This is a genomic window from Paraburkholderia sp. GAS448 (assembly GCF_050435685.1).
Taxonomy (GTDB): domain Bacteria; phylum Pseudomonadota; class Gammaproteobacteria; order Burkholderiales; family Burkholderiaceae; genus Paraburkholderia.
The window spans coordinates 1-23,658 of sequence record NZ_JBNDKT010000046.1; the positions used below are offsets into that span (position 1 = coordinate 1).

Annotated in this window: 27 protein-coding genes; 4 read left to right on the forward strand and 23 right to left on the reverse strand. The window is 60.4% G+C overall.

Annotated features, from left to right (window positions below):
* Positions 1-39 precede the first annotated feature (39 nt).
* From P3T23_RS41125 to P3T23_RS41200, 16 genes are all read right to left on the reverse strand, one after another.
* Complete coding sequence (locus P3T23_RS41125; RefSeq protein ID WP_429321789.1) at positions 40-453, reverse strand: hypothetical protein; 414 nt, start codon at positions 451-453, stop codon at positions 40-42.
* Positions 454-496: 43 nt separating this feature from the next.
* Positions 497-850: a hypothetical protein gene (locus P3T23_RS41130; protein ID WP_429321790.1), complete on the reverse strand. Its 354-nt coding sequence runs from the start codon at positions 848-850 to the stop codon at positions 497-499.
* A 16-nt stretch (positions 851-866) separates the two neighbouring features.
* Positions 867-1,256, reverse strand: coding sequence for a hypothetical protein (locus tag P3T23_RS41135; protein WP_429321791.1), 390 nt, complete (start codon positions 1,254-1,256; stop codon positions 867-869).
* Between the two features lie 208 nt (positions 1,257-1,464).
* Positions 1,465-1,815 carry a hypothetical protein gene (locus P3T23_RS41140; protein ID WP_429321792.1) on the reverse strand — a complete coding sequence of 117 codons (351 nt, stop codon included), beginning with the start codon at positions 1,813-1,815 and terminating at the stop codon, positions 1,465-1,467.
* Positions 1,816-1,938: 123 nt separating this feature from the next.
* Complete coding sequence (locus tag P3T23_RS41145) at positions 1,939-2,793, reverse strand: arabinofuranosidase catalytic domain-containing protein (RefSeq protein WP_429321793.1); 855 nt, start codon at positions 2,791-2,793, stop codon at positions 1,939-1,941.
* Entirely contained in the window at positions 2,790-3,239 is a 450-nt protein-coding gene (locus P3T23_RS41150; protein WP_429321794.1) for a hypothetical protein, read from the reverse strand. The genes P3T23_RS41145 and P3T23_RS41150 overlap by 4 nt, the downstream gene beginning before the upstream one ends.
* Positions 3,240-3,255: 16 nt before the next feature.
* On the reverse strand, positions 3,256-4,941 hold the full coding sequence (locus tag P3T23_RS41155) for a hypothetical protein (protein ID WP_429321795.1): 1,686 nt from the start codon (positions 4,939-4,941) through the stop codon (positions 3,256-3,258).
* A gap of 124 nt (positions 4,942-5,065) precedes the next feature.
* Complete coding sequence (locus tag P3T23_RS41160; protein WP_429321796.1) at positions 5,066-5,359, reverse strand: H-NS family nucleoid-associated regulatory protein; 294 nt, start codon at positions 5,357-5,359, stop codon at positions 5,066-5,068.
* Positions 5,360-5,643: 284 nt separating this feature from the next.
* Positions 5,644-5,904 carry a hypothetical protein gene (locus P3T23_RS41165; protein ID WP_429321797.1) on the reverse strand — a complete coding sequence of 87 codons (261 nt, stop codon included), beginning with the start codon at positions 5,902-5,904 and terminating at the stop codon, positions 5,644-5,646.
* A 123-nt stretch (positions 5,905-6,027) separates the two neighbouring features.
* A complete protein-coding gene (locus tag P3T23_RS41170; RefSeq protein ID WP_429321798.1) occupies positions 6,028-6,399 on the reverse strand; it encodes a hypothetical protein in 372 nt (123 codons plus the stop codon).
* Between the two features lie 505 nt (positions 6,400-6,904).
* The gene (locus tag P3T23_RS41175) at positions 6,905-7,069 is read right to left on the reverse strand and encodes a hypothetical protein (protein ID WP_429321799.1); all 165 of its coding nucleotides are present in this window, start codon (positions 7,067-7,069) and stop codon (positions 6,905-6,907) included.
* A gap of 373 nt (positions 7,070-7,442) precedes the next feature.
* The gene (locus P3T23_RS41180) at positions 7,443-7,928 is read right to left on the reverse strand and encodes a hypothetical protein (RefSeq protein WP_429321800.1); all 486 of its coding nucleotides are present in this window, start codon (positions 7,926-7,928) and stop codon (positions 7,443-7,445) included.
* 102 nt (positions 7,929-8,030) lie between these two features.
* Positions 8,031-8,549, reverse strand: a complete 519-nt coding sequence (locus P3T23_RS41185) for a hypothetical protein (protein ID WP_429321801.1) — start codon at positions 8,547-8,549, stop codon at positions 8,031-8,033.
* A gap of 99 nt (positions 8,550-8,648) precedes the next feature.
* A complete protein-coding gene (locus P3T23_RS41190; protein ID WP_429321802.1) occupies positions 8,649-9,116 on the reverse strand; it encodes a hypothetical protein in 468 nt (155 codons plus the stop codon).
* 34 nt (positions 9,117-9,150) lie between these two features.
* Positions 9,151-10,524: a hypothetical protein gene (locus tag P3T23_RS41195; RefSeq protein WP_429321803.1), complete on the reverse strand. Its 1,374-nt coding sequence runs from the start codon at positions 10,522-10,524 to the stop codon at positions 9,151-9,153.
* A gap of 22 nt (positions 10,525-10,546) precedes the next feature.
* Complete coding sequence (locus P3T23_RS41200; RefSeq protein ID WP_429321804.1) at positions 10,547-11,170, reverse strand: hypothetical protein; 624 nt, start codon at positions 11,168-11,170, stop codon at positions 10,547-10,549.
* A gap of 296 nt (positions 11,171-11,466) precedes the next feature.
* Between P3T23_RS41200 and P3T23_RS41205 the strand changes: the two genes are divergently transcribed.
* The 3 genes from P3T23_RS41205 to P3T23_RS41215 all read left to right on the forward strand — a co-directional run bounded on the left by P3T23_RS41205 (position 11,467) and on the right by P3T23_RS41215 (position 13,122).
* Positions 11,467-11,742, forward strand: coding sequence for a hypothetical protein (locus P3T23_RS41205; RefSeq protein WP_429321805.1), 276 nt, complete (start codon positions 11,467-11,469; stop codon positions 11,740-11,742).
* Between the two features lie 192 nt (positions 11,743-11,934).
* Positions 11,935-12,618 carry a FadR/GntR family transcriptional regulator gene (locus P3T23_RS41210; protein ID WP_429321806.1) on the forward strand — a complete coding sequence of 228 codons (684 nt, stop codon included), beginning with the start codon at positions 11,935-11,937 and terminating at the stop codon, positions 12,616-12,618.
* 165 nt (positions 12,619-12,783) lie between these two features.
* Complete coding sequence (locus P3T23_RS41215) at positions 12,784-13,122, forward strand: Rap1a/Tai family immunity protein (protein ID WP_429321807.1); 339 nt, start codon at positions 12,784-12,786, stop codon at positions 13,120-13,122.
* A gap of 66 nt (positions 13,123-13,188) precedes the next feature.
* On the opposite strand, the gene P3T23_RS41220 is transcribed toward P3T23_RS41215, so the two are convergent.
* Positions 13,189-14,553, reverse strand: coding sequence for a hypothetical protein (locus P3T23_RS41220; protein WP_429321808.1), 1,365 nt, complete (start codon positions 14,551-14,553; stop codon positions 13,189-13,191).
* Positions 14,553-16,157: a hypothetical protein gene (locus P3T23_RS41225; protein ID WP_429321809.1), complete on the reverse strand. Its 1,605-nt coding sequence runs from the start codon at positions 16,155-16,157 to the stop codon at positions 14,553-14,555. The genes P3T23_RS41220 and P3T23_RS41225 overlap by 1 nt, the downstream gene beginning before the upstream one ends.
* A gap of 324 nt (positions 16,158-16,481) precedes the next feature.
* Between P3T23_RS41225 and P3T23_RS41230 the strand changes: the two genes are divergently transcribed.
* Positions 16,482-16,937 carry a glycine zipper family protein gene (locus P3T23_RS41230; protein WP_429321810.1) on the forward strand — a complete coding sequence of 152 codons (456 nt, stop codon included), beginning with the start codon at positions 16,482-16,484 and terminating at the stop codon, positions 16,935-16,937.
* Between the two features lie 74 nt (positions 16,938-17,011).
* Here P3T23_RS41230 and P3T23_RS41235 read toward each other — a convergent pair whose 3' ends face one another.
* The 5 genes from P3T23_RS41235 to P3T23_RS41255 form a co-directional block, all read right to left on the reverse strand.
* Positions 17,012-19,066: a hypothetical protein gene (locus P3T23_RS41235; RefSeq protein WP_429321811.1), complete on the reverse strand. Its 2,055-nt coding sequence runs from the start codon at positions 19,064-19,066 to the stop codon at positions 17,012-17,014.
* A gap of 63 nt (positions 19,067-19,129) precedes the next feature.
* Positions 19,130-20,521 (reverse strand): hypothetical protein, encoded by a 1,392-nt coding sequence (locus tag P3T23_RS41240; RefSeq protein WP_429321812.1) that lies wholly within the window; start codon positions 20,519-20,521, stop codon positions 19,130-19,132.
* 128 nt (positions 20,522-20,649) lie between these two features.
* On the reverse strand, positions 20,650-21,966 hold the full coding sequence (locus tag P3T23_RS41245; RefSeq protein ID WP_429321813.1) for a hypothetical protein: 1,317 nt from the start codon (positions 21,964-21,966) through the stop codon (positions 20,650-20,652).
* Between the two features lie 140 nt (positions 21,967-22,106).
* Positions 22,107-22,769, reverse strand: a complete 663-nt coding sequence (locus tag P3T23_RS41250; RefSeq protein WP_429321814.1) for a hypothetical protein — start codon at positions 22,767-22,769, stop codon at positions 22,107-22,109.
* A complete protein-coding gene (locus tag P3T23_RS41255) occupies positions 22,762-23,652 on the reverse strand; it encodes a hypothetical protein (RefSeq protein ID WP_429321815.1) in 891 nt (296 codons plus the stop codon). Before P3T23_RS41255 ends, P3T23_RS41250 begins: the two co-directional genes overlap by 8 nt.
* Between the last annotated feature and the right edge of the window lie 6 nt (positions 23,653-23,658).

A 23,658-nucleotide genomic window follows, 5' to 3' on the forward strand; every position in this document is an offset into this window, starting at 1 on the left:
CGCCACGCTGCCAGCGATAAAATCGGCAGCTTGATTGCCTCAGCGATTCCACTTTAAAAATCGCGGATCCCGTCCGAACGAACGAGGCCACCTCTGTTCGACGAGTGCCATGCCAAGCTTCTCGATTGCGTCAGCGATGCAGGCCATCTGGTTCGGCCTGAGCTTTTCTTCGAGATTGAAGCGCACGTCCGAAATGAAATCAAAGACCGCGTCCCTGTCGTAGTCCTTCGAAAGGATCTCTCTCGTGATATCCCCCAGCACATCTCCCGGATCGATCTCCACACGCGCATACTTAACGTTGTTCTCGAAGTCCCTGATAGCCTGGCCCAGGTCAATGACGACACTTTGTGGTCCGTGCAAGCTTTCCTTTTCCCGCTGCGCACTCTCCGGCGCGATGCCTGCTTCAGGCTGGCCAGAAGAAAGATGATTGTTCGATGAATTGTTCTGGTTCAAGATAAGTCCACGCTTGAACAGCAGGTTTGTAAATTTTCCCGCCTTACCCCTCGCACCACGTCAGGACAATCGCCCCGTTGCCAAGACGGCCCGAAAACGCATAGCGCAGTATGCCGTCCGCGGGGTAGAGCATCAGGTCGTCCAGCTTGCGGTAAAGCGCCCTTGCAACGTTTTCAAGTGTTTTCGATAAAATCTCTCCATACTGGTAATGGGTAGCGCACTCTGTATCAGCCCAGGCAATGATGTCCGCCACGGCCTCCCGACTGTTCCTCAGTGCATCGACCATCGTGCCGAGATACTCATCGAGCCATGGCTCACCCATGTCACAGTTGATGAGGCACGCATCGAGTTGCGTGATTCCGTCATGAAATTCAAGTACCACCGAATCTGGGTGCATGAGAGCGCCTCGCACATCACGATAAAGCCGCGCCACGAAGTCTCACATTGACCCCGTCAGGCAACTGAAGATTCTCCTGACCGAGAACGAGACGTCCAAACACCCGGACCGGAGCAGCAAAAGCTGGCGTCGCCGTTACATCGAGATACAGCGCCGTGATGTCGTGCAGACTCCATTCCTGCGCGCGAGCCCGTGCCCGGATGAACGTCAACCAGATGGCGCAGAACATTGAGACGAGGTTGTCCGCGCAGGCCGGCACCACCATTCGGGTCTGGTCCGTGTCCGGATCCATGCGGATTACATTCACCGCATGGGTAGCAAAAATCAGCTCAAGTTTCGCGGCAGGCGACAGTCGCCCAAAATGGACGCGTGCTGTTGAAAATCCCCCTTTCTCAAAGATGACCATGGCAGGTCTCATTTCGCTCTCGGGGATAAAATCCGGAATCTTTCTGCACGCCAGATCAGCGAGCACCGATCTGAATATTCCGGGTTCCAGATCGCCCCCCCATGTTCGACTCCGACCATCATTCACGAACACCATCTGCCTCCCGTCCCGATTAGCAATGAAATCATCAGATCCCCGTCCAGTCTTGTAATATATTACCGACCGTGCTTTAGTTCGTAATCCTTACTTGAACCATTTTTGCAAACAGTACCTGCCGACAGAATGATCTGACGAGTTCCGCATCGTCCGGAATACTGCCATGGGAGCACGCCGTGGAGATAGGGACCGAATTGCTCGGCGTGGCTGTAAAGCAGTTGACCGAAAGTCCCCGCGACGCGGAGAAAATTCTGGTGGTGACTTCGAGGACGCCTGTATACCCGTCGAGGTCTTCTAACGCTACTTCCTTCACATACAGGTAGTCGATAATGTCATCGACCACCTTGTCGAAAACCTCGTCATCCGGACTGTGCTTCACAACGGCTTCTTCCAGCATAGCCAGTTCACTGTCGAACTCAAGCACAACGGAGTCCGGCGAACCATTGCGTTCATGCGTGGTGAAAATTCAAGGAATGGGCTTTGTTACCGCATTTCGCTACATTATTGGGCCATCCGGTAAAAATTGGATGCCCTGCGAAGAAGCAGTCTAAGGTGTACCCCAGTAACTCCTCTGGTTGGCGTATAGCAGGTTCAGGTCGGCGCTGGCTAATATTCCAGTGAACTGCAGGATTTCGCTGTGAATCACCGCGACGCCGGCCGCCTGCGTGAGCGCACCGATTTCCACCAAGCCTGGAGTGTCCGTTCCCAGCGCGCCTGTGGTGGTAATGCCGTTCACGATGATGCTGCTGGCGACGGCGTTGTATATCTCGAACACGCTATTCGCCGTGTTCAGCGATACGCTATTGCTGCTCGTCAGGCCCGAGCTGTAGTCGTACATCTGGTAATGGAGGTTAGAGACATTCAGTGCCAAGACGGACGCGTTAGAGGTTGCGCCCAAAACAGGAAATGGTGCGGCCTTTATACCTGAGGGCATGCAGTTCACCGAGTTCCGGGTAAATGGCTGCGGGATGACGAGCATCGCTTGTGATGCGATCAGAAACTGGAGCGAGCTTACCGTCGCCGTGGACAGGATGCCCGCCAGCGATGAGCCGGTCCCGTCAGTATTGAGCACCCCTGCGTTCACGATAAACGGCTGCCTGGCTGTCAGCGATTGCGCCATGTTCAGGCCGTTGCCCGACTGATCGTAAAACACCGCCACGCGGCCATCGTTCGGGCCAGTAAAACTGAGCAGCCCGTTCACATCCAGATCACCCGCCGCCGTGAAGCCGATATTCCTCGCCGCGCTATCGGAGCTTCGTATCACCTGGATGGCTGGGCCGAAGTATTTCCCGGTCAGCCGGCGCAGGCTGTACGCGGCGAGCGGCGACGTGCCCAGCGTATCGAGAACGCCACTGAAGGGCGGTGGCGCGCTGCACATGAGCAGTCGGGTAGATAGCGTCATTGGTTCTGTCCCGCCACGAAGCCGCAATACGTCGCCCCACCGTCCTCCGTGTAGATCACGAACGTATCGAGCTTTCCAGCGACGCCGGTCAGTGACGGTGCTGTGCCTTGCGGCCACTTGATGCCCGACGGCCATACGACCACAGAACCCACGCCGCTGCTCACCACGAGCACAAACGCTGCGAGCACACCTGCCGCAGGCGGGTTGCTGATCGCAAGCGTGGTAGTCGTGCTCGCGGCAATGGGGAGATTAAAGAGAATTTCGGGCGCACCCTGCGCAAGCGGCGTGAGGTCAAGCGCTACGTTTGCGCCACCCGCGAGATTGACGATGACTGTCGTTAGTGCCTTTTTCAGGGCTGCCTTGATCGGGACGCCCAGATTCTCGATCAGGTTGACCAGTGCTTCGATCTGGGCGTCGAGACTGGCTTGCGGGGAGAGCGTGTTCATTGGATATCGTTCATGCTCAAGACTCGAAAAGAAACCAGGTTGGACCAGACATAGTTCCAGTGGTCGTATAGATCCCCATCGCCAGACCGGATGTCAAACCTGCAGTGGTTGAGATATTCAACTCGAACCCCCTGTTGGTCGAGAAATCGTCGGTTCTATATTGTGCAGTTACACCGGTAACGCTGCCTGCATTGAAGCGGTCCCCAGCGATGTTGGCGTAACCGCCACCCTGGAACGTTGGGGGGGCGGACATGGGTATTGGAAAAGAACCAACCAGGATCACATTTGAGCCGCTCCCATAGACGTAACCCATGCCCAGAACCGAAGCTGGATGAGACGCATAGATCACGAACGCCTTGCGGTAACAGCGCATCAACTCGACTTCGTATGATCGCCTCAGGAAAGGCAGCGGCGTCGCGCCCGATGTTAGCTGAACCTGTCCCAGTGTTCCTCCAGGCTGGAAATCAATCTGGAAACCGGCCGCCCACTGCACATTGTTGACGATAATGGGGCTTGGTTGCGCAACGCCAGTAGGCGCCTGGTTCGCGCCGACAGAAAGACGCCCGAGCGTCGAACCTGTCCACGACAGCGTATAGGTTCCCCCTGCGACCAGGGTTCCGTCGATGACCTGCCGCAGCGGCGTCGATCCCGTGATAGTGACTGTCGTATCTCGAGGATCTGTACCGGGGACCTGAGCAAATGTATAGGTGCCATCCCGCCAGCCGTCGTGGCGATAGACACTCGATCCGAGCGAGCCTGCTGCGCCCTGCTGATACTGTCGCTGGTTGACCGCGAAGTTTCCGTTGAGAACGAGGTTTTCCACCGTCGCCGATGCCGGCAGATTGAACAACTGGCTTCCATCGACCGCCGGCAGCCTGGCCTGCGCGTCGAGCATGACGATCTGGCCAGGGGATGTACCTGCTGGCAGTTCACCGACCGGTACCCGGGCATCGCCGTCGAGCGACGCAACGCCGTTGACAGCTCCCACGCTGGACTTCGGCACCAGCCCCGAAACATCGGGCATCGGCAAACTGGTCAAGGCACTTCCATCAAGTGCTGGTAGTCTGCCGTTTGTATCCAGTTGCACCAGATTGAACGGCTGCGTGCCCACGCCAAGGTCGGTCTGTACCGTGATATACGCATCGCCATACGAAACCGTCGCGACCGATCCCGGTGGGAACATGACAGAGCCACCGAACGATTGGAGCGTCACGTCATCGATGGAGTCGCGGCCTTGAGCGCGCAGCTCCAGTTGCGGCACCGATGTGTTGATGACCTTGAACTGTCTGCCTGCGCCGACGTTCGATAACAGCGGCAACGGCAGGAAATAGACATCTGAATCAACCTTGAAGATCATCCCGTTGCAGTCGTCGGGAATCGTCGCGTCGGCACCCGTGAGGAGGACGATTTCAGTCTCGACACGCAGACCGTTCGCATCTTCCATCAGGCTGTGATCGGCCGGCTGGACGTTGGGTTTGTTCAGTATCTCCGCCGGACCTGAGACGGCATTCCAGTCCGCATTGACCTGGGGCGCCGGGATCGCGTAGCTGCCGGCCTCTTCGGCGTATCGTCTGGCCAGTGCTGCCGCCTCTTCTGACGCGACCGCACATCTGGCCGCCCAGGTGGCGGATTGGGCCGCCGAGGCGTTGCTGACATCCGCGTCGCCCGATCCAGACGACGGCGTAGTTGCAGTATCGGACATGAACAGGTTTCCTTAATCTGCTGGATAAAAGCCATACGATTTAAGAAACCGCCCATGAAAAAGAGCGGGGCAGTTCAAACTGTCCCGCTCTTTCTGGTTTCGTCAGCCAGGTGCTGGCTGTACATCAGATTGCGAATTTCGCCCGATCCTTACCTGCGATCCAGAGCGGCGCCCTGCCACGCCCGCTCCAGGTTGCCCCCGTTTGCGGATCACGGTATTTCGGAGCAACAGGCACTCTTGTCCAATTATGCTGGCTGCCTTTGCGTTTGCTGCCGAAAATATCTTCTACCGTGAATCCATAGTCGGCAACCTGTGCCCGGATCTGTTCCAGGATCGATCCCGCCTCTTCATTACGTGCCCTGGCAATCTCGGCTTCCAGTTTTTCCCTTGCTGCCAGCAGTTCGCGGTAACTCGCCATTGTTAACTCCTGTTAAATTGTTATAACCTTGCGGACGGTATCATGATACTTGAGGCACAACTTACCAACAAACTGTCTGCTCTTATCGGGACAAAGAAAAATGGAATAAACGCCCGGACCCTTTCGGGACCGGGCAATGTTTGCGCTCGACCCGCAACTCCATACTTCGGACAACCTGTAATGGAGATACCTGCATGACGGGAATGGTGACAACAGATACGGGATCTTGATGATCGAAATAGCGTCGCCCGCAAATCACATGCGCAGTTTGTCCGGACACCTGCTTACGGAAGCACAGAGGGCTCCTGTCTGCAAACCTGCTTCCCGTCCGGGCCTTGCCGGGGCGTCAGCGCACCTTTTTCCAGTCCGACATACTCGCAGCCCGTCCCCATATCGACGAAAATCTCCAGCGGTTCGGGCCCGGCTTTCTCCTGCGGCCCGGATACGTATCGCATGGTGCCAGCGAGGGGCGAGGGAAGCATCCAGCCAATCGCAAAGCAGACGCCACCGCTCACCAGGACCCAGACAACATTTGATGCTTTCATCGGCACTCCTCCAGGAAGCAAAAAAAGATTGCAGTTCAAAGGATATGAAAGCCCGGATCCGGAAAAAAGAGCCCCGACGGCACCTTGAGTGCCGTCGGGGCTCTGACCGGTTCAGGCCTTGCGCTACGCGTGCGCGACGCTGTAGGTTTTCAGGCAGACGCGGATGTTCCGGACGTGATCGAACTCGCGCGCAAGTAGCCCGTTCGCGGTAACGAGCGCCATGATCGCGTCCTGATGGGTACAGCCCGGAATCATCTTCACATGCATCTGACGCCCAAACTGGCGCCCGTGCTCCACAACCTCGTCATCCTCGCAAACGAGTGTCGGGAAGAGCCCCAGCGTATCCATCGCCGTGACCTCGACCGCAACTGATTTTCCGAAATCCACGCTGGGTAGCGCCCGACCGTCCGTCATGAACTTGCCGGCTTCGAACGCACGGCGGACCTGATCCTTCAACCCGCGAATGACAATGGCATTCTTCTGGATGGCTTTCATTTCTGTACTCCTTAGCAGAATAGGGTGAATAACGTGCCTTTCACTACACGCGGAAATCAAGGCAAACAACCTTTACTCTGTTTGAGTAATATAGGCTTCAGGTTCTTTTGATTCTTCGCGGCAAAAAAGAAACCGCCTCCACGAATGTGTGCGGCGGTCAGAAGATTCCCGACTTGGCAAGCCGGGAACCGGGGGAGGGTCCGGCTTGCTCTCGCGCGCTGCTTGCTCCCGGTTTGCCAGCAGCGTACGAATGGAAACCTTTGCCATGTGCCCGAACCGTGAGCCCGTGGTCATACCGCATAGACTGCCTGTGTGCGGTATTTTTTCCAGCCGTCCACGACACCTAGCGGCCGCGCCTGTAGAGCTCGGCGACGGCATACACGCACAACAGTCCAACGAGAATGGCTGACTTCATTTTTCGTTCCTTGATGGTGTTACGCCATTTCCTGAGCGACAGACCCGGCCCCCGATCCAGGTTGCCGCTTCACGTCTTTACTGGACGTCCTCACGCTGCCTGCTTTTGTCCGGACGTCTGCTCCTGCTTCTGCTCTTCCCGCCTTGCGCGCTTTCTCGCGCTCAGATGGGACTCGATTTCGATTACGGCTTTCACACCCACGTACGTTCCGAGCACGACGCCTGCCGCCCAGCCAAACGATTTGCAGAATTCCATTTTTTTCGCCTTGTCAGTTATCGAAAAGCTGTTCGAAACATTTTTCTGCCGTGGTGCCCGCAATGACACACACTGCAAGGCACGCAATGATTTTGCCGACCGTACCAATCTTCCAGGTCATTTTTGTTCTTCCTGATTGTTGAATTTATTTCGGGTTGAAGAGATCTTTCATGCATTTGTTCAGCGTCAGCGATGCGACGCCCGCGACCACAAGACATGCCGCCATTTTCGTGGCCGTTCCAGCCTTCGACCAGATATCCATTTCCAGCTCCTGTTGGTTAGAGAATAGATCCAGTCCATCTCTGGTCTGAACTCACGGGCAGAATATAGGTCTGAAAACTTCTGGAATCGTGTTCTTGCACGACTTCGCGTCCTAAGTCCAGTTCAGGACGACGGTCACCGCGCCCGGCAGATAGAGCGGCGACTGGCATGCATCGACCTGAACCGACGCAGGTTGTCCCTCCGGTGGCGTCACGAACGCGATCGCATCGTCGACAACGCCGAGGGTATGTGCGATTGCCTGCAGCATTTCCGCCACCGGCATCTGTGAGTTCACCGCTACAGCCACGCCGGTGCCCACCACGTCTGATAGCGGCTGCCGCTCGTAGACCAGTACCTGGTTCACTCCGTCCTGCGCAACGTCCTCGAGCGGCGGTCGCAGATAAACAATGATCTGCGTGTTGCTGTTCTCACCGTCGAGATTCAGGCCCGTGCCCAGAAAGAATCCGAGCGTGGCAGGGTCGTACGGTTGGGGCTCGGTCACCGCAACCTGATCCGGACTCGTGGGCTGCCTTAGTGCGGGATTCGTCACGTACTGCAGGATGTTTTCCAGCGTGCTGAGCGTCGGATCGATGTTCATTTCGTGGATCTCCATTGGACTGGCGCATTGACGGCATAAGGGCATGGAGGACGAATCCCCCATGCCAGACGCCATAAAATGATCGGTCACTATCTCGGGTAACTACGCGTCTTCATCCACGTCCGGCGGATGGAATTCGCCAATGCTGGTGTTGTCGAGCAGCGAATCGATGCGGGCGGGTTCCCAGTCCAGCGCAACCGTAAATGGACCGCTGCTGTAGAGGAGGGAACTCACGCTGGCGTCGATGGTTACTTCGCCTGCACCTTCGAGCACTTCAGATCCGTCGACAAGAACCAGTTCGCTGGCAATGAGTCCCAGGGCGGCGGCTATCGCCGTGAGAATATCGGCCTCTTCGTCAACGACAGTCACCGTGACAGGCGGCACATCGGCGGGAACAATCTCCGTGAGCGGGAGGCGCCTGTATGAGAATGCTGCGGTATGGCCGTACCCCTGCGCAGACACAACGGTGACCGTATCGTTCCCGTCGGCGTCGGGTGTCGCGAGTGCGGTGACGGACTCCACCTGTAACGCCTCTTCGGCCATCACTGAGAAGCGCGGATTGGACGCGACGATCAGGGCCAGCAGATTGCTTACCGCGCTTTCCGTGGGATTGATGTGCATATGAACTCCGTTCCTGAAATGAAATGCACCGGCATCGTGGGAATCACGTTCATTCGAGCGCCGGCACCCTTGGCGCCGGCTCATAACATGTGCGGAGGATTACCGCGTCAAGGTCAGCACGAGCGATCCGGTCCAGAGCAGGGCGCGCGCGCTCATGAGCAGGCTGACATTGCGTGTCTGGCCGGACGCTACAGCAGGCAGCCGCGCGTCGATGATGTCCGCACGCGTGAGGTTCAGTGAAAAGCGGGCGTTGATCTCTGGCAGCAGATCCGACAGTTTCCGCCGGGCGACAACTGTGAAAAGCGTCGAGCGCGCACCGGGCACCGTGCCGATGTCGATGCGGTCATAGTTGAAATACCCGGCGCCTTCGAGGTTCGCGCCCTGCGCGGCCGTAACATGAGCCGTGGTATTCCTCCCACTGGGATCAGTCGGGCCAAGCGCGCCGACGTAACCCACGCGGATCTGGTCCGGCGTGATCATCGTCGCGTTGTCGTGGTTGATCTGGGCCAGCAGGACATCTCTTGCCGGCTGGGTGAAATCCAGCACGAGGGGTGGCGGTGTGCTCATGAAAGTCCCCTACGGTGTATCGCGCGCCGCATGTTCAGCCACCTGAGTGGCTGGCCTGATCCTGGGGCTGCAGGAATATGTTCAGATGCGTCGTGGTGACGTAGCGCGAAGCGCTGAATCCCTGGCCTCGCATCTGCGTATAGTGCTGGGCCCCGACCACCACACCCACAAGCGTCTGGATCTGCTCGTTCTGCAGGAACAGGACCTGTGCCGGCATGCCCGGCACGATCAGGTCAGGATTCGAATTCTCCCACTCCATGGTGATCGATGCGCCCATCGCGCGCGCAAGCTTCGAATACTCCTCGAGCGAATTCGCGTTGACCGGGCTGGCCGATACATGGACGTTGTTGTTCCCGTTAGGGCGTGAACTACCGATGAATTCGTTGTTGACGCTGCCCCGTGAGGCGAGCGCACGGTTGCCCGTCACCGAGACAAATCCATCCATGAATTTCGAGGCATCCGAGAACCTCACGCCGTTGCCCAGGTTGAGCTGCGCATGGTTGCTCGGGTCGCGGAACTTCACGCTGCCCGTGGCCATCACCATCAGGTTCGTGCCAGACTGGCGATACGTGCGCTCGACCTGCGGGAACCTGTTCGATGGCACGTTGATCACTGTAAGCGTCGCCGCGGCGCTGTTAAAGCGCGTCGTGTCCAGTGCCGGCCAGACATACCACTGGTTGCCCTGCAGGAAATAGCCCATGCCAGCGTTGTAGACGCCGCCGCAGTGCTTCTGGATATGCTGGGGTACGTCCACCAGTCGCACACCATGCGGTATGACGATATGCTCGCGCGGCGTCGGGTTGGCCGACGGTATCATGCTGACACCCTGCACGGTGCGCTGGCCATCGACAGTCGTCGTCTGGGACGCATTGGTCAGCACGGTCCTGATCGCATCATCAACCGTGCAGCCGCGGAAGACCTGGCCGACATCCATCATGCGCATCTGCTCAAGCGCCTTGTTCACCAACTGGAACTGCACCGTCATCGGTCCGGTGAGATCCAGGTTCGGCTGCGTGGGGGCGAACGGCGTATTCTGCTCGACAAGGGGAGAACCCTCATCGATGAGCGTTGCTGTGAATCGTTCTGACTGGACCGTGCTGCCGGCGTCGGGCGTGTCGCCCACTTCCATGAGCGGCGTACGCGTGAGCGTGATGTCGAGTGCGTTCTTGTACGGATAAACGAGGTTGCTGTACTGGCCGGCGAGGATCTCGGTGGTGATGATCAGCTCGTCGGAATACCGGTTCAGATAATCTCGCCTCAAGTCCACGCCCGTTACCTTGAGCGGATTGACGACGGTATTCGTCGTGTTCACAAGAATGCTTGCGCCCACCGTGAAATGCACCGGGTTGGATCCGCCGTTGATGATCTGGTCCACGTCGACCATCAGTGCGGATTGTTCGAATTCCACGTCAGTTACCTCCATGCGCTCCCTATTTCCAGCGCAGCGCCCAATCCGCGGACGGGCGACCGCGCACGAATGCATCAGCCAGACTCAGCCGTTGGGCGCGTGGATCTGTCTCCTCATCAGCGGGGTTGATGGTCGTGATGCCGGATCCGGCTGCCCTGGGGGACTTCAGCAGGCTCTCGCCCGTGAGCGCAAAGAGGTTGCGTGCCTGGCGCTCGAACCGGGAATCCAGGTAATCGCGGGGAAGCTGGTATCTGGCCAGTGCATAGACGACATTCGCAAACGCGTCGAGCTTCGCCAGATCCTCGAGCGGTGCATTGCGCGGGGCGACCCCGGTCTCGAGCCTGTCCTTCCACGCGTAGAGATGGTTGCTCAGGCGCTCGTAGATCTCCTTGGCGTCCTTCGGGTCGACCAGGCCGATCGAAATGCCGTCCCCCCAGTACTGCGCCATCTGGGCGATGGAGAGCATGCGCTCGACGCGCTCGTTCTGCATCTGCCGGTCGACATCGGGATCAAAGGAGGTCGGTGTGCCCACCTCCTGCATCTCCTCGAGCGGGATGGTCAGGATCCGCCTCAGCCGGCAGCGAAAGAGCCGGTAGAAGATCCACCACGCCGTGTCGCGTTGCGCGGGCGGCACCCACGTAGTCACGGCAGGTCTCTGCAGGGATGAAACGCGCGGAACATGCTGCTTCATTCGGTGACTCCCTGGAGTGTGGTTGTCATGTCAGGCACTTTGTGCGAAATGAGCTATGCGGACGGGCTTGACGGAACCGAAGCCATACCGGGCCATGACGGCGGATATTTCCGGGAAGAGACAGTGATTCCGCGGGGATGTCATCCGCTTGTTCTCGAGGAGCAGGTGTGCTGAAAGCAGGATTCGCGCGTGCTTGTGTGACCGGCCCTGCTGTCCTACGCTTTAATGTCTGACATTCAGGGCGTCATGTCATGAATAGTCGCCTCCGTCGCGCCAGAACCATCACCCCACCGCCGGGATTCGGCGTCTGCTGCATGTGCGGGGCGCCGTGTCCCGACAAGTTTGCCGGCGCGGCGCGCGGCTGGGACTGGTTCACCGGTTACTTCGACGAGACCGTGCACTTCTGCCCGTCCTGCAGGGGCCGACACGCCGGGGCGCATGCGCGCCTGTTGCAGATTTCGGTGACGCCGCCGGTGCCGGTGAGCAGGCGGCACCGGCTGCGTGATGCGCTAAAGAATGCGCAGTGACCGCACGTACCCGGCAGCGGCTTCGCGTGTCCCCCCGAATGTCAGCCGCGCTGTCCGATGCGGCAAGCACAAGTCAGGGGAAATCCCTGGATCGGAACATGCCCCAACCGCGACACAATTCCTCAGACCTGACAGGGGGCTATCTCGCCGCCGGCCGGTTCGTGATGTCGCGGGTAATCTCGGGAGAGGGACATGGTGCAGGAAGAACACAATTATCGTTCGCAGGTCAGCAAGACGCTGGACCACTTCATGGAAGACCTTCTCGACGGTGCCTTCGGTGCCGTATTGCCGCCGCAGGACGTGCTGGCCAAACAGTACGACGTGAGCCGCACCGTGCTGCGCGAAGTGTTCTCGATGCTGCTCGTGCGCAACCTGCTCGACGTCCGGTCAAAAATCGGCACGCGCGTCCGCCCGGTGGATGAGTGGCGCATCGTCAACGAGGACGTGATCAACTGGCGCCTGCGCCTGGATCCCGATCCGCGGTTCGGTGCGGCACTCGCCGGCTTTTGCCGCCTGATCGGTCCGGCCGCCGCCGCACAGGCGGCAGCGCGAGGCGACACCGACGACATTGACGCCGCCAGGCTCGCATTCGACACGCTGCGCGAGAGTCCGCCCGGCCAGCCCGGTTTTCTGGCTGCCCGCGAGCTCTTCGCGATGCGCATCCTCGCGGCCAGCGGCAATCCGCTGTTCTCCCAGCTGGCGCCACTGCTGCGCGGCGCGCTCGCGGTGTCCGCGCGGCAGGCAGTGCGACGCAAACAGGACTGGCCGGACACGGTAAGGCTGTGCGAGCGCGTCATCGACGCGATCAGGCATGCTGATGCCGGTGAGGCCCAGGCCGCTGCGCTCGCGCTGATCGACCACGCCTCGCCCGGGTGAGGACGGTTCGTTGAGTGGAAAGGGGATCCTCACCAGACACAACTTTCTTGCCTTGACGACGTTATCGCGACACAACCTTTGAAAATGCGCCCTGAATTGCGGGGCGAAACTCGCTCGATGCAGGTTATAGGCTGCCCCCAGGCTTCCGAACGATCAGGATCTTTCATGAAACGTATCGTCTTTGCCGCAGCGCTCTGCGGCGTTATATTCTCATCCAGCGCGCCCGCCCAGACAATTGATAAGGCCGATGGTTTTTATGCCGCGTGCCAGGCGGCCGACAATCTTAATCTTTGCGCCATGTATATGGCCGGCTTCACGAGCGGCGTTCAGGCCCAAAGCGTGGTAAGCAAGGCTACGGCGCGCTACTGTCTGCCACCCGGCACCACACACAAGCAGAATCTGGATACGGTTCTCAACTTCTTGAGCGCGAATCCGGCTGAGCGCGGCCAGCCCACCCTTGTTGTAGTGTATCTGGCGCTGACTAAAGCCCATCCGTGCAAATGATGCGGTGGCCGTGTTCGCGTGGGTACCCGGGTGATCGCATGATTTCCCGGGATTCGCTATGAGTTCCTAGATTCGCCGGATGGCAGCCCGTACCAGCAGGAGAACGATGGGCGTGTAGTAGAAACGCTCCAGTGCCTTCCAGCCATGCCATGTATCGCAGAACACACCCACCAGATCCAGATTCAGCGCACGGTCATGGAGATAGTCCCGCACCAGCAGCTCGAGCCTTGACTGTCCTCCCGCGTTCTCATAGAAACGTCGGGACAGCACGTAGCAGTCGTCGCACAGGACGGGATGGATGAGGGGAGCGCCCTCGTACGGCAGCCCGGCGAGAGCCGTCGTCGCAACCAGGTCTTCCAGCCTTCCCCGGCGCGATGCCGTATCTTCCAGCTCACTGTCTGTCAGCGGTTCGATGCCCACAAGCTCCTGATCAACCGTCATCTCGACGTCGACCGGATAGACCAGCAGCTCGATGCCGCTCCAGCGGATGCCGTTGAACATGGCGTTGCGCGTAAAGCGCGTCGTCCAGACCAGCCCCGCACGCTGGTTCACGAACTTCAGCAGATCCGGGTCCTTGCGCACCAGCACATTCCACAGCTGTACGCAGGCCATGGATGGATCATCGTCACAGTTCAGTTGCCGCATCGCGAGCAGGTCTGGCGATGCGGTCGTCTCAAAGAGCTCGGTGAGCGCCCGCACGAGCCAGGCGTCGTAGGTCGGCCACGGCTGACCGGGTACCAGCAACGTCATGAACTCGTCGCTCATGAACTGCTTCATGTAGCTCGCCAGCATCGAATCGAAGCGACCGTGCAGCTTCGTGATCTTCCGCCAGCATTCCTCCTCAACCAGCGGGTTCTGCCCGCACTGCAGATAGTCGCGCACGTAGACGAGTCGCTGGATCGTTTTGATCTCGAGATCGCGCAGGCGCTCAGGCGTGGCGTAGTCGAGCATCTCGTATTCGATCGCGTAGACACTGTCCTTGTAAAAGCTCTTACGCTCGGTCGATGTGACATTGAAGACACCGAACCGTCCATCGTCGACCTGGGCGACAAGGACATCGCCCTGGTTCGGGATCAATACCGGATAGCAATTCGCGCCACCCTTGTAGCCCATCTGCCTGGTGTTCGCCTCCTGCGTGGCCGCAAGCGGCTGCGTCACCTTCAGCTCCATCTGCAGGATGCGGCGATACTGCAGGTACTGGGCCGGCTTGTGCAGCGATGCCCCAAGGATTGTGGTGTCGCGATCCAGCACCTGGCTGTAGTACTCCACCGTCCAGCTGCTGCCCTCCACGTGCGTGAGCAGGTCGGTGGCCGGAATGTAGCGATTGTCGACCGCAATGCCCCGGTACGCTGGATCCGTGATACGGATGGGGTCTGGCCGTGGGTGCGGAGGAAAGCCGGTGTGTTCACCGCCATCGTCGACGATAGGCATCACGCGTCCTCACTGATGGACTGCACGTAGAACGTCTCAACCGTTTTCATGCCCGTATCGAGCATGCCATCTGCAGCCCCAGCGCCTCCGTTCATGAGGCACGCCATTGACGCGGTCGAAGTCTGGTTACTGCGACCAATCGCATGGGGTTGACAGCACGCGGGCAGATCCGGCCACAGGCCATTCACGATCGACTGCAGAATGTCGAAATTCTCCATGAGCCGCGCCATGGCGGCCGGATTCAGGAAGCGCCAGTTGTAGCAGAGCCCGAACCACACATGAAACCGCGCCCGGGGGTTCGGGTCGAACGTCGTCATGACATTAAGGTCCTGGTCGACCACAATCGAGCCATCTGGCTGGATGTCGTTCGACAGGTACAGATTGCAGGAGAACACCGAGTAGAAGAGCTTCGTCATGTACGGCGCCTCGCCGGCAACAAAGGCGCGCATGCGCTCGCCCATGACGTAACCCTCGGGCAGCTGGTCCAGCGCCATCAGGCGCCTGCTGCCATGCGTGGCATCATGGGCGCCGCCGTGGGTACCGTCATGGCCGCCGTCATGCCCTTCGCCAGGATCGAGTGCGGTCATGGCGCTGAAAATGCGGATGTACCAGGGCGCGGTGGATGTCGGCAGGAATTCATCCCAGGGTGGAAAACGCAGGCCCTCATTGCCGATGATCTCCGGGCCCCCGAGCATGCCCTCAAGCGCACGCGCCTTGTTGAAATGCTCAAAGAAGTACGCGGAAAGCGACCAGTGCTTCCTGACCTGATCGGGGTTGAAAGGCAGCGTATCGTCGCGAAGCCGGATGACCTGGTTATGGATCATCTGCGGATAGTCCATGACCACCGACACCGGCTTGTCGTATCTGAACCTGAAGGCGACACCAATCGTCCAGGTATCGCCTTCGTCCTCCTTCGATCCAACCTCTGGCGCGCCCTCGAAATCCCACATGCCGACGATCCGCATCTGGTGCTCGGCGAACGCGACCTGCATCTGCTCGCCAGCGAGATTCGACTCGATGGTCGCGGCCGGGGTCACGTGCCGGCTGAACCACTGTCCGAACGGGTCCCCGTAACCGGCGACATTTTCCATAAGCCGGTGGATTTCCCTGAGCACAATAAGCGCGGCGGGCGGGATCTGGTACGCGTAGCGGATGTTGATGAGCAGTACGTCGCGCAGCTGCGAAACACGCACACGCATCTGCTCACGCCAGCGTTTGGCCTTGACCTCATCGACCGAGCGGAACTTCAGGTTGATCGTGATCTCGGTCGACGAGTAGACGGGCTTAAGGATGGTCTCGACCCGCGGATCGCGGAAAATAAAGAGGTTATCCGGATACAGCACCGCAGTGCTCAGAATCCGGTCCTGCTCAACGGTCTCGTCGACCTCGACACTCACCTGATCATTGAACGCAAGCTCGGCCTTCAGCGGCTCCTGCAGCCGCTGTGAGCCCGGTTGCTGGACGGTCCCGTGGGCGGACGGATAAAGGATCGGCGTATCGGCCGGCAGTCCCGTCCACGAGAACAGCTGGCGCGTGACGTCGTAGATGATGGGCCGCGTAACGCTGTCGTACGTCTCGGGCACAGCCAGGATGAGTTTGGGCATGGTCGATCCACTCGCGTCATTGCATAGAATCGGCTTTCCAGCCGCGTTTGCAGGCCGGGATCCCGCCCCATCACCCGGGAGCCTGAAAGCCATTTGATACCGGCGTCAAAGATTGTCAATTCCGGCCACGCTGAAGGTGGAACGAAATTTCGTGCTCCTTTCCACCCGTATAATTTCGCCAATCGCTCCCATGAGGAATTGGCGTCAGCATTATTGCCGGATCAGTATCGGTGCCCACACGCACACGTCACCCCGGTCGCGCCTATTGCGGCAAATCCCATCTGACAATTTACTTTTCATCTGCCCTGCTTATCTTTTCCATACATGAAAAACAATCTCATCCGTCCCGTGCTCGCATTGGGCGTGACCGTCCTTCTTTGCTCATGCGCCAGCACACCGCCGGGACCGACCGTGCAGGTACTGCCCGGGCAAACGGTGCCCTTTGAGGCATTCCGGCAGGATCAGGATACGTGCAGGCAGTACGCGGCATCGGAAGTTGCAGGGCAGGCGGACCGTGCGAATGCAAGTGCCATCGGAGCAGCATTGCTGACGACGGCACTCGGCGCAGCATTCGGAGCCGCAACGAGCTGGCACGGCCATGCGGCTGGCGCGGGCGCCGCATTCGGCGCGACAGCGGGAACGGCGATCGGTGCAGGCACTTCGTCGAACGCACAGATGGGTATCCAGATGCGATACGACAATGCATACGCGCAATGCATGTATGCGAAGGGAAACCTGGTTGCGGGCATGGCTCCTGCACGGTACGCACCGGCGTACTGACCCCGTCGAACCACAACAGCAAACAAAAGGGGAGAGCCCTTCGGCTCTCCCCTGGATCATCGAGACATGGCGCTTCAGGCAGCCTGCGCCTGGGGTTCCTCCGCTTTCCTGCCGAGCGGCTTCAGGTAGGCGTCAACAAATTCCAGCATGGCGCGCAGCGTGCGCAGCGAGTACGAGTAGAGCGGCACGAAGGGCTGGTACGTCCACTGCGCAAACGCCTTGTTGAAATTCAGCAGGGCGCGGTAATAGCCCACCGTCTTGCCCTCAGCCATGGCGGCTTCGCCAGCGCGGCCGATCGCGTTCGTCGCCTGCGCCGACGCGCCCTTGATCTGCTTCGACAGCGCCTCCATCTGCTGGTACGGCTTTTCGTAGAAGTACTCGAGCGACTTCAGCAGTTCATCGCCGATTTCCAGCATGCCGATCGCCCGGCGCCTGAATTCCTGGGCACTCGCCCCGGACATCCGTATCTGGCCTTTTTTCATGTGATGCGCGGGATGAATCCGGCCTTTCACGAGCTTGACACCCGAGTTGCGCAGCCGCTCCAGCGCTGCTTCGGCAGCTTCCTCCGGCTGCGCCTTGTAGACGTCGAGCGTGAGCTGGAAGTTGCCCGGCAGGGTGACCGATTTGCCGTTTTCCATGCCCTCGGCATGCATGCCCGCGAGCTTGTTTTTCAGGTCGCTTACGGCTTTCTCAGGCTGGTTCGGATCAAATTCCGTGAGCGCCTTGACGATGTCGTGCCCACGCTCCACCACGCCGTTGGCATAGCCGGAAAAAATGCCATGCACCGTCTTGACCATCCTGCCGATGTTCGTATGGATCATGTCGAGCGTGGCCGATGAAGCGGGCTGCTCGTCCATCACGAGACCTGCCAGCGAGACGGGGGCCGTCACGTTTTCCCTGATCACCTCGTCCCCGGCGTCCTGTACCCGCTTGCGCAGGGATTCGATGCGCTTGCGCCACAACGGTAACGAGCCATGCACGCGCCAGTAGGCACGGATCTTCTCCCAGACCCGCTCGATGAACTGCAGCACGCCCTGCAGGATCTTCGTGACCGTTTCCTTGATGCCTTCGGTCGCGATCGTCGTGCCGATATACGACTCCATCGACGGCACGACCTGCTCAGGCTCGACGTCGGTACCGGCCACGGCAAGATCTCCCGCCGTTTCCACGAGCGCCGCTTCCGCGGGCGTCGCTTTCTCGATCCTGTCCGCAACAAAGGCGACATCACTGAGAGAGTCGGCGATCTGGATATTGCGTTCAGACTCGTCAAGGTCCTGGGAAATCTCCGCGGAAGTCTCACCCGCTTCCCCCAGTTCGTTGACGGCTTCCTCCATCGCCCACGCGAGTGCAAGCTCCTCGCGCAGGGATTCGAGGGCTTCAGCGTCCGCCGCGGGTTCCGCCTCCGGCTGCGCGGGCAGGCCCGAGACATCCGATGCCGCATCTGATGCATTCGTCGCACCGACCGGCGTCGGGCTCACGGGTTCGGCGCTCGCCTCGCCCGTCACCGGGGCATCGGGCAGTGACGGCACGGGCTCGACGCTGGACGTGGCCGCGCCTTCCGTACCCTCGGCGCCCGCTGCCGATGCATCGCTGCCGCCTGGCGCCGCGGCGGCCGCCGGCTCTGCAATGGGCACTTCTGGCACCGGCGCTGGCTCATTCGCACTGGCGCCCGGGGCAGGGGCGGGAGAGGGAGCCGGCGCAGCCGGGGCAGCCGGGGCACTTGCGGAGCCGGATTCCGCCCCATTCGCCGGGGCTGTACCTTCCGCACCCTCGGCGCCTGCGACTGTGACCTCAGGTGCCGCTGGCGCCGCGCCTGCCGCCGGCTCTGCTTCGGATACTTCGGGCACTTCTGGCATCGGCGGCTCGTTCGCATCGGCGCCCGGAGCAGGCGAGGGCGCCGGTGCGGAGGCGCCCTCGGTGCCTCCGGTACCATCGTCGCCCGCTGCCGGCGCCGGCGGTGGCTCCGCGCCACCTTCGCCATCAGGCTTCTCAACGGTAAGCTTGCCCTCGTCATCCGGCGCGGGTGGCGCCGGCACCGTTGGTGCGCCTTCCTCGGGTTTGCCTTCATCTTCCCCGGCGCCCGTCGGCGCTTCATCAAAGGCCTCAAGGCCCAGGAAATATCGTCGCATGCTTGCTTCCTCCATACGGGATGGGTGTGCTGATGGCACACGCACGCGCTCTCATCCAGACACTCAGTGAGCCGGCAGCGCGGCGTGCGGCGACACAGGAACGCCATGCCCCTTTCTGTCCTCACCCGTCTGCAGCTCGTAGCACTTGAGCGACTCCTGGATGCGCACGAGGCCTGATCGCACATTCGTGAGGGCGAGACTCGATACGCTCAGCAGGGGCTGGTTGATCCAGTTGCAGAACGCCGCGTTGAACGCGAGCATCGCGCGGAAGTACGTTTCCACCACCTTCCCGTGCGCCGCGCTGTTGGCAGAACCGTCACCCTGATCCAGCTTGCCCATGGACGCCTGGGCCTTCTGCGACGCGCTCGCGAGCGCTTTGCGCGTGCGCTGGAGCTCGCCTTCGCGGTTCGAGCCCGTGAACTTCTCCACCGCGCGCAGCTGCGTCTCGAACTCATCCACGAGCGCATCCATCTCGTCGAACGTGAGCGGCCTGCACTGCGCCGCCGGCACACTGCGGTTGCCAGCTTCGGCCGCTCGCGCGTCAGCAAGCTGGACCTGATGGGTGCGCAGCCTTTCGAGGACAGACAGGGTGGTGGCGTCACCGTCGTTCTGCAGGTCCGACACCATCAGTACCCTGTTGTGCGGAAGATCGTCCGAGATTTCCACATCAAGATTGCCGACCCGCTTCGCGCGCCGCGGACCGGGCATGCTGGCCAGCTTCACGCTCGCGAGGTCGTGCCGCAGTTTCGATGCCGACTCCTCGGGATGCGTGGGATCGAATGCCTCGATGCCCCTGACGGCCTTGCCGCCCATCGTGAGGGCATACCGGGCATAATCGCCGAAGACCCATTCCAGCATTCGCGACCAGTCCCGGTTCAACTGCACGTAGGCGCGGCCATCCTTGACAGGCTGATAGCCTGCGTTATCGAACACGCTGACAGTCGCGCCCTCCTTGAGCGGTGACTTCGCCTTTTCGAGGCTCGCGAGGTGTTTCCTGAGGCTGTCCAGCCGCGCACGGGTGCTGCCGATCAGCGTGAAGGTACGCTTGAGCCAGCCGATGAACGACTCCCAGATCTTCGCCACGTATTTCAGGATCGTCTCGATGATGCCTTTGGCCGTTTCCCTGAAGCCCTCGGTGGCGACCGTGCCGTCTTCGGCACGTTCAGCGGGCTGCATGAACTCTTCCGGCTGGATATCCGTACCTGCCGTGGCCATCTGCGCACAGGTATCGATCAGCTGCGTCTCCTGGACACTTGCGTCCTGGATGTTGCCCGCGACGACAGCCAGGTCCTCGAGTCCATCCGCGGTATCCAGACCGCGATTGACGTCCGCGAGATCCGTCTGGATCTGCGCCTCGTCGCGCGCGTTTTCATCGACAAGGAGGACTTCTTCCTCCAGCGATATCGCCATGTGAGGGTCCTGGTACGACTCCAGCGCGACCATGAATTTGCGCATCGTACGGCCTGCAGGGAAGGGCAGGGGGCACATGGCCTGGGAGCCTCCCGGGCATGGGCCAGCCTGCTGGATGGATGGAGGGAACGGCTCCGGGTGGCATGCGTCAGACGGGTCCCGACTGGCCACACTCAGGCCGCCTCTTTCGCTGCCTCCTTCGTCTGCGCAGTAGCCTCGCTGGCCACAGAACCATGCGCGCGAATGGACTGCTCGACGTGCTGGTTAAGCGACTTGCCGGCTTTCACGGCGTACGACGTCATGGCGACGAACGGTGCATCAATCAGCTTGAGCACTCCGCGCACCGCCTTGACCGCTTCGGCTTTCCCGTCAGCCGACCGGGCAGCCTGCTCACAGGCCCTCAGCAGCAGCTCCTTCGCCGATTCCGACGTTTTGGCAAGCGACTGCTTCTGCCGGATCGCTTCGCCGAGCTTGATCACGTTGTCACAGATCGCAACGGCCGGATCGCGGGTGAGCACGGGTACGTCCTCGCCCTTGAACTCTGCGCTCTGTTTGTTGAACGCAAGCAGGCCCGCGTTGGAGCCATCAAGCGTCGGCGTGACCATCATCACGATGGCCTTGCCGCCCGGCAATTCTGCCGAACGGCCGACCGCAGCACCCTCCGGCGCGGGAATACCCTGCGAGGCCGCATCATGCACGGGCTCGAGACCAAAGTGCTCCGGCGAGAAGGCTTTCGCAAGCTCGCCACCCGCGGCCTCGGCGAGCACCTTGTCGGCGCCAGCCGTTGCGATCTTGCCAACAATGTTGCCATAGGCGCCGAACATCTTTTCCGTCACTTCCAGCACCCGTGCCGAGCCCGCCGGATCGGCCGGAACCTTGCCGCCCAGGTGCAATGCGCCCGCAAGCCCCGCATTCTTGATCGCGCGTTCCTTCGGCTCGCCCTCCATCCTGCCCGCCGACTCCCTGAGCGACTTCGCGCGGCTCACCATCGCTTCGACATTGTCGAAGAGCTTCTTCACGAACCCCTTGACCCACTCGATCGCCTTTTTAATCGCCGCGACGATGGTTTCCCAGACCTTCCTGACCTGCTCGCCGACTTCCTCCATCGCGATCTTCGTCGTCTCGCTGCGCCGTGCAATCGAGCCAAACGACTCCAGCGCCGGGGTCACGCGCAGGGTCTTCACCCCCAGACGCCTGTACATATGCTTCAGGCTGATGTCCAGCACGCCGGCGCCTGCCTGATCCAGTCCACCTGATTCGAGCGACACGCTCAGGTGCTCGCGCAGCGCCTCGAGCGCTTCCACGGTCTCGACCGCTTCATCGGTCAGCGCATCATGCTGGTCGAGCTCTGCCTCATCCTCGACGATCTCCGTGAGGCCTTCTTCCTGCGAGTTGGCGAGGTCCTCCACTTCCTCCGCATTTTCTTCTTCCTGCAGAAGTTCCTCTTCCTCCATTGCTGCCACGAGACCGCGGTGTGTAATGCGACGCATGCCAGACTCCTCATTGCACTGGGCCAAAATAAAGGGTTCCGCACTGGTAACCGCACGGGACGCATCCGGGCACGGCTCATCCGGTACCCGCCGCATCGGCCATACATCGGCCATACAATTGAAACTGGAAAGGGAAAGGCTCAGAGATTGCCGAACAGCAGGTGCAGTGTCCCGAGCAGGTCTTCGATGCCACCAGGCCGGGAAGTCCATTGCTGGATCACATCAGCCAGCAGGACGGTTCCGTGGCCCGCCGCGATTGGCTGCGTCGAGCGCATGTAGCTGAAAAACTCTTCGGCTGCCTCTGCGGGTTCGGTATCGTCAGGGGTCTCGCTGGCATGCGCCAGACGTCTTCCTCCGTCAGCGGGCAACAGGAAGCTGGCCCACGATTCCAGGGAGAGATTTCGCCGTCCATGCCTGATGAAGTGCAATGTATCGCCCAGGAACCGCCGGTGCATGTCGCCAAACGACGGGCTTTCCGGCTGCGTTGCATACCAGTCCGTGAAGCTCGCAGTTCCAAAGGCATCGAGCGCGACAATCAGGATCTTTTCCCGGAATTCGAAAGACATCGTGGCGGCCGCCCGCCGGATGTACTGCGCGTAAAGCATTTCCACGGCAGCACTGGCATCCGCTGTGTTCTGCTGGGGCACCACAATACCGGCGACCGGGGTCGTGCGGATCCGGACATCGAATGGTCGTGGCTTGACGACGAGGCGCGGCGGCAGGGTCTTGCCGAGGAAGCCGCGGGGATAGAGCCGCAGGGCGCCGGGGGTGCCATGAGTGGCGCCTGCATGGATGTCAGGCATGGGAGACCTCCATCCGGGCGATCCTCGCATTCAGACCCTGCACGCGGTTCTGCATGTACCCGATCTCATGCTCGAGCGCCGCGTCGGGCTTCTTCGCCAGCAGCTTCTCGAGCTTGAGCTTGCGCAGCTGCACAAGCTTGAGCTCATCCTTCGCAACGTTAAACCGCGCGACCTGCCACTCAGCCTCCAGCTTTCCCAGGTGATAGAACGGATTCATCTGGACCGGCACGAGCCCGAACCTGAACGGGTCGAGCCTGTTCTCTCCGATGGTTTGCTTCAGTGCCCCGAAATCGGCGTTCCTGATGACGATATCGGGGATCGTCTCGAAAGTGTCCTCGATCGACTTCACTGGTGCGGATACCGCACGGAACATCGTGCAGAACGAGACGAAATTCTCGCTGATCCATCTGACCTCGCCCGGTTGCAGGGCATGCGTGAACGCTTCGCCGTCTTCCGCGTAGGGGATCGCCTCCACCACCAGCGCCATGTTCGCGAGCTTGCGTGCAAAGCGTGAAACAAACGCGACCGCTTCGATAAACTGCAGCACGTTCGCCTTTCTGAAGGTCAGTGCCTCGGCCGAAATTTCCTCGTTGTAGGTCTTGACAACGAACATCTCGGCAAGCATCAGCGTCGCCTCCGATCCTTTCAGGCCCGCTTCAATCGTCTCGAACATGCTGCCCTTGCCAACCAGCTGGCCAAAGCTCGCCGCAAAGCCCTGCATCTCTTCGGACTTCCACTTCCATTTGCCGAGCAGGCCCGCGGCCGTGGTGAACGCGGGCAGGGTGGAGGTGACGAGCTCCACCCGCGTATTGCGGATATCGTCCAGCACAACGTCCTTGCGCAGCCGCGGAAAGAGGGCGGTGATATAGGAGGTCAGTTTCATGACGTT